Below are 13,530 nucleotides of genomic sequence, written 5' to 3'. Positions count from 1 at the left end.
TCACGGCGGAGCGAGGGGAGGGGACGCCTCCGCGCTGGACTGAGGCGTCTCTGCGAGGTCGGAGACAAGGCGGTGGCTGGCTGAGCCAATCACCCTTTGCGGCGTGAAGAGCGCCTGGAACTAGCGGCACTCACCCCGCGCGGTCGCATCGACCACCCTGCCCGAGGCGTCGGCAAAGAACTCGTAGATGCAGGTGTAATAGCCGCTCTGGTTGGCCGTGCCGGTCTTCTGGTTCAGGACCGAGCTGTTGGGCGTATTGCCATGGCCCTGCTCGTAGTAGGTGTAGTCGTAGTCGTGGCTATAGTTCTCGTACTCCTTCCACACGTATTTCTGCCTGGCGGCATCCCCCGTCACGCGTTCCGGCTCGCCGAAGCGCTTGATCACGTCCTGGATCGGCAAGCCGATCCAGGATTGCGCATCGCTACGCGCGCGACTGCCATAGGCCTCCATGACGCACCCCGACACGCTGATCACAAGGGCCGCCAGGGCGGTGAGTCTCAGAGCCAGTACCGGCATATGTGCTTCTCCTTCCATGGCGGCCTGCCTACGCGGCATCCCGCTCCCTTTGCGCGGGTCGGTGTGCTGCGAATGGTAGGGGGCCGGGGCCCGCCCGTTCAACGGGAGACGGCGGTTTCCGGTGTACTAGTACATTGGGGCGCTGTGGAACGGGGCAGTAGAAAGGAGGGCCGGCAAGCCGCCAGGAGCAGATGGATATGGGTGGTTATTCAGCAAAATGCATGGAGCTTGTTATCGAAGGCATCCTCGAGGTCCCGTAGATCGGAGAGGTAACGCTGGTAGTCCTCGTCCTCGGCGAATACCACTTGCCGATTGTGTCCCCGCTGGACCATGTGAAGCGGATAATCGGTAAAACCACTCGCCCTTGCCTAGGCATCGCGGAGCCTCCTTGCTTAGAAAACTAGAGTAGGGAAAATAAATCTGTCCCCTTTATGCTGCTAATTTCAGAAACTGCGCCACGCAGAAACACTCAAAGCAAATAACTCGCTAAACCATTCTCCCTTACCTAGGCATCTTGCCCCCTTGACGGAACCTGCGCTGGAGCCTCCGTGTTCAGAAATTAGGATAGGGAAAATAAAAATTCTTCCTTTATGTTAATAATTAGAAATAAGTTTATCTACGTACTCTTTCCGGTATAAACCCAAATCAGCCTGCTCCATCATAAACTCTCTACTAACGAACTCGCCAAAATCAAAATTTGAATATACAGATTTCGTTTCATCCAACATAACCAAAACCCCTATCTCTTCTAAAACCTCTTCATACAGAACCCATGAGACCATATCTGAAAAAGCTACTATTCTACCTACCTCTCCAACTAAAACATGCTCTTCATATAAAGAACACAGCCTATTCTCTATCTCAGTAAAATTAACTTCAAGCAGATCAACCTCATAAACCGAGGAGATCTCAAATTTATTTTTTTGGGCTACCAAAAAGCAGAAAAATATTTTTTTCGCACCACTATTAACGCTAACAAAAAATAACAATTTTAAAATACTCAAACTATATAGAGCCGATCTCTCAACAAAAAATGTCATCCCTTTCCTTACCTTAACAATATTATCTGGAAGCTTCTTTGAAAAGTCCACCAAACCACATAAAACATGCTGACAGGAACTATTCATATTACACCCTAAGGATTTTCAAAACGAATCTTTACAGCAATATTTTTCTTACTATTTCCACCTATCTTTAGTTCCGCAGAAGGTAGCCCCGCGACGAGAAAAGGAGAAAAGAGGGAAAAAAGGGGACAGATTTATTTTCCCTACTCTAATCTCGGCCGCCCTTGCCCACGCCGCTCTATTCTCACCCCGGCTTCCCGCTCGATCTCGTCCACGAACCGTTGATTGCCCGTCAGTTGTCCACGCTGAACCGCCTCGCGAATCAGCTTCAATTCCTCGGCCGGTATCGCCTCTTTCACGAACGTTACGTATCGCCGATATCGCTCTTCGGCCGTCTGACCTAGCTCAATGAAGCAGGGATCCATATCCAACCAGTTTGGCTCCTTCAACCAATCCGCCCGCAGCCCATAACTTGACCAGGGATAGGCCGCCACATCGTCCACCATCCGCGCCCGAACAGGGTTCAGTTCGATGTACCGGCAACACGCCAGCAGGTAGGCATCGCTCTGTACGGCACTCGATTTATAGCGACTTTCCCACAACGTTCCGGAACGGCCCTCCAAGCGATTCCGATATCGTGTCGTGCGCGCCGCCAGCGTTTTCATCAGTTGCGCCAAGCCAGACAGCGAATCACCAGGCGCCAAGAGCAGATGGACATGGTTGGTCATCAGGCAAAATGCGTAGACCTTGATACCAAAGGCATCCTTGAGGTCCCGTAGATCGGAGAGGTAACGCTGGTAGTCCTCGTCCTCGGCGAATACCACTTGCCGATTGTGTTCCCGCTGGACCACGTAAAGCGGATAGTTCAGTAAAACCACTCGCCTCTGCCTAGGCATCGCGGAGCCTCCTTACGGCGTCTGCGCTGGAGCCTCCCTGCTTAGAAAATTAGAGTAGGGAAAATAAATCTGTCCCCTTTATGCTGTTTATGGTCCCCTGTTTTAAACTACTCGCCCTTAATTAAGCATCACGGATGCCTCCTTTGCTCAAAAAACTAGAGTCAGAAAAATAAATCATCCCATTATAGCCAGTCTCTTTATTTAAGCATTACAGTGAATCTTCATTCTCTAAAGCTTGGGGCAAAAAAGCTTCCGCTCTACCATATATTTCATAGAATTCTTCAGAGCTTAGGGATAAATTATCAGCTCTAGAATAAAAAACAAACTCAATCTTTCTTTCTTGATTCACTGATATCTCCATAAAAGGCTCTCTCTCCCCCTCCCTATATACACAAAGATATGGATAATCACTATTAATATCTCCAACTTTTTCAAAAACCAAATTTACCTTCATTTTTGCACCCCTCTAAATCCAATAAATTTACCATCCCCACCCCAACTAGCAGCCCGACCGTCTGGTAATGTATAAGTTATCCAGCCTCCCGGATATCTTCCCCCGGCGCCACTACTCTTCACTCCACTCTGGAGTATTTCATTTATTGCCTTTCCAGCAAGCTCATTAATCTGAGAGTCTGTCCGGTACATCTTCCGTAGTTCCTGTGTTGAACTGAATCCAAAGTACTCAGGATGCTTAGTAACGGCCCTGCCAGCATTTGTAATTGACTGCCCACCTTTATAAGGTTCTTGAGATGAAGCTAAAAGTCGAGCAGTCTCATTTGAAGGTGTTTTTATTGGATGCGTATAAGGCATCCCCGCCTCAGCATCCGCCAACGCCCCAATGGTAGGCAGATTAGCCTTTCCTGGGGCCACCTCTCCTTTGGGCAACTCTCCCGCCTTCAGCGCATTCATGAGCGCCTTGGCCGATACCTTGCCAGCGGCACCGCCCATTGCCGGAACGCCGATTCCGAACGGATTGAACCCCGTCTGGTCCAGGTATGCACCGACTTCCTTCTGCCACTGTGGATTGCCGTTCCACCAGAGGTTGGCGGTCTGCTCCAGGTGCAACTGACCAGCCGTCGTCCAGTCGACGACGTTTCGGCCCATCAGGAAACCGTAGGCTATATCGCTGTCACTTCCTCCCGGATTAGCTGTTTCCTGCCGGGCCACCAGCTCGTTGAGAGCCGTAGACCCCGCATCGATCTCCGCACGAATCTCCGCGCAATTACCCGCAGCCACGCAGCCATTCAACCTCCGCCGGTTCTCGTCGCTACGCGCCTTGAACTCTTCCTCTACCTGACGGCAATTTCCCTGGGACTTGCATTTCTGCAAGGCATTATCCAGATCGGCCACATCCTGATGGTTGAGGAAGTTGTATTGCGTCGAGTTCTTCGCTACCCAAGCAGCGCTTTCCAGAGCTTTGCCTGTCACATCAGGATCGCGTACCGCCGCAGCCAGAACACCAACCAATTGCGACCCCATAGTGACCATGGCTTCACGGTTCTCAGGGCTCAAGCTCTTGAAGGCCTGGTCTAGCTTGGCCACCAGCGCTTCATTGGCGCCAGCCGCCGCGGCGCCCGTGGCGAAATCGCCACCGCTGACCTGCGCCGCCAGGCCACCCATCAGGGCGTGCATGGTCACCATCGAAGGATCGCCTGGCTTCAGGCTGTATTCCTGGCCGATATCGCCGACGAAGTTGAAACCTGCCGCCGCGAAACTGTTGTAGAGCGCGCTCTTCAGCGCCTCGTTCAGGCTCCCGCCCTGGCCCAAGGCCTGGCTCAGTACAGTGGATGTAGCGTTCTGCATCGCCTGATTGGCAGCGAAGCGACCAACACCAGATAGGCTGCTGAGGTCTACCGTGACCTTTCCAGTAAGCGGATCAGTCTTGGTCTGAAGAATCCCGTCGAAGTACTCAGCCGTCAGCCCCCCGGTCAGGCTCGCAATAGCAATCTGCTTCAGACTGTCACTACTGAAGCTGTCTTTCAGCACCTTCCCGAGATCGCCCTTGTTGTTGATCAGGCTGACCGCTGCCGTGCCCGACAGGCTTCCTGCCGCACCAACTCCTGCGCCCATGGCGAAGCTACTGGCACCCACTCCTGCACCACTGAGCGCTCCCGCTGCCGCCATGCCACCGATGGCTGCCGCCGCGATGGCGACAGCGATCTGCGTCGCCGGCCCCATGCCCGAGTTGCTGTACTTCCAGCTATCGTGCACCTCCTGCACCATGCGCCAGTCCACATCCCCGCGCTGCTCGGCCTCCTTCAGCCACGCCAGTTGCGGATCCGCCTGCACCATCGCGTCGATGGTCTGGCTTACGGTCTTCTGGTCGATATGCTTGAGGTCGATCTTCAGCCCTTCCACGGCCTTGATCGCCAGATTCCCCTGGGCCACGATCTGGGTCTGCCGAAGCGTTTCATCGGTCTGCCCTTTCCCCTTGGCGCTGTTCCACGCCAGGTCGCCCTTGCTCTTCTCGTGGCTTTCCTGGTGCAGGTCCTTCACCGCCTCGAAGGTCACCGCGCCGCCGCTGACGATGGCCAGGTCGTTGCCCGATTCCAGCTTCGCGCCCTGGTAGGTCTGGTCGCCGCCGCTGAGCAGGGTGAGGTCGCCGCCGCTGCTGATCTGGCTGCCCACCGCCTTGACGTCGGTGACTTCGTCGCGCCGGGTTTCCTTGCGGCCGAAGTCGCCTTTCTTCTTCTTGTCGTACAGGTAGTAGTTGCTGTCGTTGGCGGCCAGCAGTTCCAGCTTGTCGCCGGCCACCAGGTAGGCCTCGTCGCCGGCGCTGGCCTGGCTCGCGATCAGGCGCAGGTCCTGTCCGGCATTGATCGCCAGGTCGCCGCCGGCGTCCACGCGGGTGCCTTGCTGGGCGACCTTGTCTTCCTGGTAGGTGACCTTCCTGGTCTTGCTGTAGGCATGCTCCTCGTTCGCCGCCGCCGCCAGGGTCACGTCGCGCCCGGCGGAGAGGGCGATGTCGCGGCGCGCTTCGAGGGCGCTGGCCACTGCGCTGAGGTCGCGCCCGGCGCTGACGTTCAGGTCCCGCCCGGCACTGACTTCGGCGCCGAGCTGGGTCACGCTCTGTAGCCGCGACGTGTTCCAGCGGGTCTGGCCCTGGCGGTCCTCGACGGCGGCGACGGTGACGTCGCGTCCGGCGTCGAGGCTGAGGTCGCCGCGGCTCTGCAGCACCCCGCCGAGGTTGGCGATGTCGCGTCCGGCCTGGACGTTCAGGCTGTTCGCCGCCTCCACCCGCGCGGCGCTGTCGGCGAAGCTGCGCTCCCAGGTGCGGCCGTCGAGCGCGCTGTCGTAGCGGGTCACGCTGCGTTCGTTGATCACGTCGCCGGTCAGCGCGGTGAGGCTCACATCGCGCCCGGCGATGACCCCGCCCTGGCGGTTGCGGATCGAGTCGCCGGCGAGCAGGTCGAGGCGCTTGCCGGCCTCGATCAGGCCGCTGTTGTCGAGGTTGTCGGCCGTCGCCGAGAGGTCGTTCCGCGCGCGCAGGGTACCGACGTTATGCAGGTCGCCGCCGCTCACCAGCTTCACGTCGCGGCCCTGGATCAGCGCACCGTTGGGTGCCAGCCGACCCTCCGCCTGGGCCAGGTAGACCACTGGCGCGAGGACCTTCTCGCCGTTCACCTCGACCTCTTCCAACCACACGATGTCGTGGGTCAGCGCCGCCATCTGCTCCGCGCTCAAACCCACGCCCAGTTGCAGCTGGAGCTTGTCCTTGTAAGCGATGGCGTTGTCCATCAGGTAGCGGAACAGCGCCTCGTCGCTGCTCAGCCCGTCGATGTAGCGCTGGCCGGTGCGCGCCACCACCGCGTCGCGGATCAGCCGCTGCTCGTAGAGACCGTCGCCGAGGCGCTTCTTGCTAGCGTCCGGGTTCATGCCCAGGCCGCTGAGCAGGTAGTCCGAGTTGAGGAACTGCTTCAGTTCGGTGAGCGCCGGGTTGGTCTCGATCAGGTACTTGTGGCTGGCGCTCGGCGTGGCGTTGCCGGGCACGCCCTGGACCCGGGCGACGCCCGGCAGGCTACCGCCGAGCGTGCTGCCGCCCTGACCCTGGACGTTGGCCGCGCCAGCCAGGCCGTCGACTCGCACGCCCTGGCCCTGCCAGGTACCGGCGACGTTGCCGGCGCCTTGCTGGCCGACCGAGACGCCGCTGCCGCCCTGGGTGCGGTCGGCGCCGGCACCGAGCGCGGCGCTGCCATTGCCGTCCTCGGCGAAGCGCGAGCTGAGACGGAACAGGCCGTTGTCGCCCTGGGGCAGGCTGAAGCCGGGCAGGGTAACCGGGTTGACCTGGCGCCGCGCCAGGTCGGGCGGCAGTTGCGAGGTCAGCGGCACGACCACCGAAACCCCGCTGCCGCCCACCGCGCTGTCGCCCACCTGGCGGCCGCTGCCGACGAAGGTGTAGCCGGGGCGGGTGACGCCGTTGTCGATGCGCGTGCTGGCATTGACCGTGACGTCGCCGGCGGCCTGGATCACCGCTGCGTAGGACTGGTCGCCACTGCTGATCGGGGTCGGCCCCTTGCTCGGGAATTCGTACTCGAAGGACCAGTCGCTGAGGATCGCGTTGAGCGCGGCGGGGATCTCGCCCGCGCGCGCCGGGTCGAAATTGGCGCTCTGGTACCAGTAGAGGTTGGTGAAGTTGCGCGACTTCTGGTCGATGCCGCCGATATCGCCGCCGCGAGCGGTACGCAGCACGCGGATGGTTTCCAGCTCGCCGGTTTCCAGGCCCTGGTTGTCGAGGACTTCGAGGTTGGCGGTGAGGTTGCCGCCGCTGCCGATCAGGCTGGAAAGGTTGTTCAGGGTGCCGCCGTCGATGGCGAAGTCGCCTCCGGCCAGCAGTTGCCCCATGGCGCTGCTGGCGGTGACCTCGGTCTTGTCGCGCTGGGTGATGGTCCAGATGGCGTTGCGCTTGCCGCTGCAGTCGCCCGCGTTGACGCCTTCGATGCAGGCGGTCTGCTCCATCTTCGCGGTGTACAGGCCCGACTTGCTTTCCAGCACGGCGCGACGGTTCTCGATCAGGCTGGCACGCAGGCTGAAGTCCTTGCCGCTCTCGATCACCCCGGAAAGGTTGCGCAGGCTGGCGGCACGGTTGCCGGCATCGTCGCGGGCGATATCCAGCCTGCCGAGGCTGTACACATCCCCGTAGAGGTTGGTGATGTCGCCGGCGCGCAGGGTCATGTCGGCGCCACTGAACAGCAACCCGCGCTCGTTGAGCAGGGCGGGCGCGTTCAATCGCAGGCTGCCGCCGCCGCCCAGGGTGCCGTAGTTGTTCAGGCTCGCGGCGCTGGCCACGAGGTCGCCGGCGGCGGTGATCCGCCCACGGTTGACCAGCAGGTTGCCGGCGCCGAGCGTGACATTGGCGCCGCCGGCGAGGCTGGCGGCGTCGCCGAGGTCGAGGCTGGCGGCGTTCAGGGCGAAGTCGCCGAGGCTGGTGGCGCGGCCGTTGCCACGGTAGCCGCCGCTCAGCTCGAGGCGCAAGCTGCCGTCGCTGGCCAGCAGGCCGTCGTTGCTCCAGTCGCCGCCGCGGCCAGTGAAGGACTGCACCGCCAGCAGCTTGCCCTCGGCCGTCTGGCGGAAGGTGCCGATGTCCAGGTTCAGGCGTCCGGCTTGCAGCACGCTGCTGTTGGTCCATTCGCTGGCGCGGATGTCCAGCAGGCCATTGGTGGTCAGTTCGCCGCCGGCGCGGATCACCTGCCCGGAATCCAGGCCGAAGGTGCCGTTGCCGGTATGGAGGATGCGCCCGCCGGCGTTGGCCAGGCTGCCCAGTTGCAGGTCGAGGTCCTGGTTGGCGCTTTCCAGCACGCCGTAGGCGTTGTTCAGGCCGCCAGCGACCAACCGCGTGCTGCCGCTGCGGCCGAGGGCGCGCAGGCTGCCGCCGCTGTTGTCGATCGCGGCGGCGCGCAGGTGCAGCTCGCTTTCGCTTTCCAACTGGCCGAAGCGGTTGGCCAGCGCGCCGGCCAGGCTGAAGTCGATGCGCCCGGCGCCGACCTTGCCGCCCTGGCCCGCCGCCGCGCCCTGGTTGAGGAAGCGCTGGCCGTCGAGGCTGAGCAGGCCGCTGGCGTAGAGGCCGCCGCCCTGGTTGTCGAAGTCGGCGGTGACGATGCGGTTGTCGCCGCCCAGCGCCGAGAGATGGCCCTGCTGGTTGCGCACGCCTTGCCCGGCGCGAATCTCCAGCGACTGCGCCTGGGTGACGCCGGCGCTGTTGTCGAACAGCCCGGTGACCAGCTTCAGCCAACCCTTGGCGCTGTTGAGCACGCCGCCGGCGCCGTTGTCGAGGCTGCCGCTCTGCAGGTCGAGGTTGCCGGCCCGGCTGTCCAGGCGGCCGCCCTGGTTGTCCAGCGCGCCGCCGATACGCAGCCGGTTGTCGCCCTGGGCCTGGAGCGTGCCCTGGCGGTTGTCCAGGCTGCCGGCCTGCACCTCGAGGGCGCCGGCCTGGCTGAAGATCAGGCCGTCCTGCTGGTTGCGCAGGGCGCCGCCGCCCAGGCGCAGGCTCATGCCGGCCTGGCTGGCGAGGGTGCCGGAGGCGCTGTTGTCGAGGCTGCCGGCACTGATCTCCAGCAGCCCCTGGCTGACCAGCTTGCCGCCGCGGTTGTCGACGCTGGCGCTGCGCAGCAGCAGGTCGCCGCCGCTGGCCAGGCGCGCCGCGCCGGCGTTGACCAGGGCGCCGCCGAGGATGGCGTCGAGCCGGCCCTGGCTGATCAACTGGCCGTCGCTGTTATCCAGGCTGGCGCCCTTGAGCAGCAGGCTGCCGCCGTTGATCCGGCCGCCGGCGTTGTTCAGCAGCGTATCGTCGCGCTCGAAGCTCAGCGCGCGCTGCGCCGAGACCAGGCCGCCCTGGCCGTTGTCCAGCTTCCCGGCGATGCTCAGGGTCACGTCGCTTTCGCCGGAGACGATGCCCTGGGCGTTATCCAGGCTGGCGGCGTCGATCCGTTGCGCGCCCTTGCTGACCAGCGCGCCCTGGCCGTGGTTGTCCAGCGCGCCGCCGAGGCTGATGGCCAGCTCGCCGTCCTTGCTCGAAAGGGTGCCGCCGGCGCTGTTGTCCAGGCTCCCGCCTGTCACCGTCAGGCCCTGCCATCCGGAGAGCAGGCCGGCGCCGGCGTTGCCCAGCGCGTCGGCGTCCAGGCGCAGTTTCCCGGCGCTGATGATGCGCCCCTGCTGGCCGTTGTCGATGCGTCTGGCCAGCAGCTCGAAGCCCTGCTGGCTGGAAATCTCGCCGCCCTGGCGGTTGTCGAGGACGTTCAGCCGCTCGATGCTCAGCGGGCCGCGAGCACTGATCAGGCCACCCTGGTTGTCCAGGTCGCCGCCCCGCAGGTCGAGACTGACGCCGCGCTCGCCGACCAGCCGGCCCTGGCGTTGCACCAGGCGCTCGACCGTCAGGCGCAGGTCGCCCCGGGCGGAGATTTCGCCGCCGTCGGCGGAATCGACGCGCCCTGCCGTCAGTTCCAGTTCGCCGTCGCTGGTGAGCAGGCCGCCACGGTTGTCCAGGTTGGCGGCGCTCAGGCGCAGCGACTGCTTGCCACTGAGGGCGCCGCCACGGTTGTCGAGGTCGGCGCTGCTGACGTCCAAGACGCCCTGGCTGATCAGTTGGCCACCCTCGGCGTTGTCCAGCGCGCCAGTGGCGACGCTCAGGCCGGCGTTGCCGGAGAGCAGGCCCTTGCCGCTGTTGTCCAGCGAGGCGCTGGCGAGCGTCAGGCGGGCGCCGGAGACGGTGCCTTCGGCGTGGTTGTCCAGCGCGCCGTCGACGCGCAGGTCGATGCCGGCGCGGCTGGCCAGGGTGCCCTTGGCGCTGTTGTCCAGGCGAGCGGCCGCGATGTCCAGGCCGGCGGCGCCGGAGATCACCCCGCCCAGGCTGTTGTCCAGGGCCTGGGCGATGCGCAGGGTCAGGCTGGCGGCGCCGATCAGGCGCCCGCCGCGGTTGTCCAGGCTGGCGGCGGCGAGGGTGAAGGCGCGGTCGCTGGAGATTTCCCCGCCGGCGCCGTTGTCCACCGCGCCGAGCTGGCGCAGCAGCAGCGCGCCGGGCGTGGCGATCAGGCCGCCGTCGCGGTTGACCAGCGTGCCGCCATTGAGGTCGAGGGTGACGCCGGTTTCGCTGACCAGGACGCCGCCTCCGCGCTGGTCGAGGCCTTTCAGGTTGGCGTCGAGCAGGCCCTTGGCGCTGACCCGGCCCTGCTGGCCGTTGTCCAGCCGGGCGGCCACCAGGGTGATGCCGGCGTTGCTGCCGATGCCGCCGTTGCGGCTGTTGTCCAGCACGCCGGTGCGGATATCCACCGCACCCTTGGCGCTGATCACGCCGGAACGGCTGTTGTCGAGGCTGGCGCCCTGCAGCGTCACGCCGGCATCGCTGAGCAGCCTGCCGCCCTGGTTGTCCAGCGCGGCCTGGCTGGTCAGCGCCAGCGCACCGGCGCTGGAGAAGGTCCCGCCACGGTTGTCCAGGCGCGCGGCGCGCGCCGTCAGGCTGCCTTCGCTGACCAGCGCGCCGCCCTGGTTGTCCAGCACGCCGCCGAGGCTCACGCTCAGGCTGTTCTGGCTGTCGAGCCGACCGCCGTCGCCGTTGAACAGTTCGCCGCCGTCCAGGCTCAGGCCGTCGCGCCCGGCCAGCACCCCCTTGGCCTGGTTCAGCAGGCGCTGCACGGTGAGGCGCAGGCCGCTGTCGCCGATGACCTTGCCGCCGCGGTTGTCCAGTTGCTCGCGGGCGTTCACGGCGACCTTCGAGGTGCTGGAAATCTCGCCGGCGCGGTTGTCGACCTGCCGCGCCTCGATAGCGATGCCGCCATTCGCGGCGATCAGCCCGGACTGGCTGTTGTCGAGCGTGTCGGCCGCGACCTTCAGGGTCTTTTCGCTGACCAGTTCGCCACCTTGCTGGGCCAGGCTGCCAAGCGTCGCCTGCAGGTCGCCCTTGGCGGCGATACGCCCTCCGGCGTTGCCGACGGCGTTCGCTGCGAGGTCCAGGCGGCCATCGCTGAGCAGCTTGCCACCCTGGTCGTTGCGCAGGCTGGCGACCTCCACGCGCACGCCAGCCTTGCCGCTGGCGCTGCCGCCGTCGCGGTTGTCGAAGGCGCCTCCCGTGGCGCTCAGGCCGGCGTCGGCCACCAGCACGCCGCCACGGTTGTCCAGGCTGGCGCCGTGGACGTTCAACTCGCTGCGGCTCGACAGCAGGCCGCCGGCGCGGTTGTCCAGTTGCCCCACCGTCACGCGCTGCGCGCCCTGGCTGAGCAGGTTGCCTTCATCGCGGTTGTCCAGCAGGCCGCCGAGGCTGACCTCCAGGCCGCCCCGGCTGCTCAGCGTGCCCTTGCCGCTGTTGTCCAGGCTGCGCGCCCGCAGGTCGAGGCGGTTGGCCGCGGAGAACAAGCCGAGGCGGTTGTCGATGGCACCGCTGGCGACCACCAGCAGGTCGTCGCCGATCAGCTTGCCGCCGCGATTGTCGAGGCTGCCGACGCGGGCCTCGAGGCGCTTGCCGGAGACTTCGCCGTCCCCCCGGTTGACCAGCGCCTGGGCGCTGACGCGGGTGGACTGCTGGCTGCCGAGCAGGCCTTGCTGGCCGTTGTCGAGCGTCGCCGCGCCGACCTCCAGGTCGTTCAGGCCGATCACCTGGCCGCCACGGTTGTCGAGATCGCCACGGGTCTTGACCATGGCGCGGTCCCGGCTCTGCAACAGGCCGTCCTGGCGGTTGTCCAGGCTGCTCGCCTCGACCCGCAGTTCGCCCTCGGCGAGCAGCTTGCCGCCACGGTTGTCCAGGTGCCCGGCGTCGACCCGGACGGTCGCCCCCTTCAGGCTGCCGCCCTGGTTGTCCAGCGCCTGGCTCGCCTTCGCTTCCAGCGCGCGGCTGGCCACCAGGCTGCCGGCGTTGCGCAGGGTGCCGCTGCGCAGCTCGAGGTCGCCGCGCGCGTTGCGCCGCTCGTCTGGCTCGACGCCGGCTTCGATCACCCCGGCGTTGTCGATATGCGCCGCCTCCAGCGCGATGCGTTCGCGCGCCGCCAGGCTCTGCCGGTTGACCAGTTCCTCCGCGCTGCGGATCTCGGCGCTGCCGCCGGCGTAGGTCTTGCCGTTCAGCTCCACGGCCTGGGCCGCGATCTTCAGGTCGCCCTGGCTGGAGGCCTGGGCCAGGCTCAGCTTGCCGCTGGCGTCGATGCGGATGTCGCCGCCGCTGGCGGCCATGTCGCCGGCCAGCTTCACCCCCACGCCCTGCTCGGTGCCGACCAGGCGGATCGCCCCGGCGTACATCCCGCCCAGCGCCGAGCTGTCGATCGCCAGCTGTGGCTTCTCGCTGCCATCGGCGGCGCGCGGCGTGGCCTGCAGGCTGTCGGCCTGGACGTCGTTGCGGCCGGTGACGATGTTGAGGTTCTTCGCGTAGAGCTTGGCGTTGAGCTTGGCGCTGCGGGTGATCAGGTCGAACTGTTCGAGGTTGCCGACGTTCAGTTCGGCGCCTTCGACGACGATGTCGCCGCCGTCCACCTGGAAGCGCTCCAGGCGCTGGCCGTCCATGATCGGCTTGCCGGTGGTGAGGGTCGCGCGCGGCGTGTTGATGAAGCCGCAGCCCTGGCAGGTGATGCCGTGCGGGTTGGCGACGATCACCCGCGCCGACTGCCCGGCCACCTCGGTGTAGCCGGCCAGGGTGCTGCGGTTGCCGCCGGTGACCTGGTTGAGGATCACCTGCGCCGCCTGGCCCTTGAGGTTGGGGTTGCCGAGGATGATCCCGCCGAGCTGGGTACCCTGGGTCTTGCCGGTGGCGTTGTTGAGGATCAGCCCGTTGGCGCCGACGTTGTAGTCGCGGAAATGGTTGTTCGACAGCCCGGCGCCGTTGGGCGTGGCGATATTGACGACGGGCACGCCGTTGCCCGCCTGGCTCAGGCCGGTGTTGCCGCCGGCGGCCTTGTCCAGCGCCAGCCCCGCCGCCGCGGCGACGATCGGGTTGAGGAACAGGATGCCGGCCAGGGACAGGGCGATGCACTGGTTCAGCGGGCTGCGGATGTCCATATCGTTACTCCTTGGCGGGTAGGGGCCCGGCGAGGTTAAGCAAGGTTTTCCAAGGAAAGGGCCTCGATGCAGGTAGGCGCTTTCCT

5 protein-coding genes and 1 pseudogene are annotated in these 13,530 nt (G+C 64.5%); all 6 read right to left on the bottom strand.

The features are described from left to right. Positions 1–120 precede the first annotated feature (120 nt). The gene (locus tag ACI766_RS00235) at positions 121–516 is read right to left on the bottom strand and encodes a hypothetical protein (RefSeq protein WP_003114584.1); all 396 of its coding nucleotides are present in this window, start codon (positions 514–516) and stop codon (positions 121–123) included. A 212-nt stretch (positions 517–728) separates the two neighbouring features. Further along, positions 729–892 (bottom strand): annotated as a pseudogene (locus ACI766_RS00230) (transposase); the annotation flags it as partial. 217 nt (positions 893–1,109) lie between these two features. Beyond that, positions 1,110–1,643: a hypothetical protein gene (locus tag ACI766_RS00225; RefSeq protein WP_170868655.1), complete on the bottom strand. Its 534-nt coding sequence runs from the start codon at positions 1,641–1,643 to the stop codon at positions 1,110–1,112. Between the two features lie 140 nt (positions 1,644–1,783). Beyond that, complete coding sequence (locus ACI766_RS00220) at positions 1,784–2,476, bottom strand: transposase (protein WP_023104716.1); 693 nt, start codon at positions 2,474–2,476, stop codon at positions 1,784–1,786. A 208-nt stretch (positions 2,477–2,684) separates the two neighbouring features. Continuing rightward, entirely contained in the window at positions 2,685–2,930 is a 246-nt protein-coding gene (locus ACI766_RS00215; protein ID WP_124122748.1) for a hypothetical protein, read from the bottom strand. Beyond that, a complete protein-coding gene (gene tpsA2 / locus ACI766_RS00210) occupies positions 2,927–13,444 on the bottom strand; it encodes a two-partner secretion system putative hemagglutinin TpsA2 (RefSeq protein ID WP_258871316.1) in 10,518 nt (3,505 codons plus the stop codon). The genes ACI766_RS00215 and tpsA2 overlap by 4 nt, the downstream gene beginning before the upstream one ends. Between the last annotated feature and the right edge of the window lie 86 nt (positions 13,445–13,530).

This window comes from Pseudomonas sp. DL (assembly GCF_047199225.1).
Classification (GTDB): Bacteria; Pseudomonadota; Gammaproteobacteria; order Pseudomonadales; family Pseudomonadaceae; genus Pseudomonas; species Pseudomonas aeruginosa.
The sequence above is the reverse complement of the archived record's forward strand: the minus strand, read 5'-3'. Positions and strand labels throughout refer to the sequence as shown.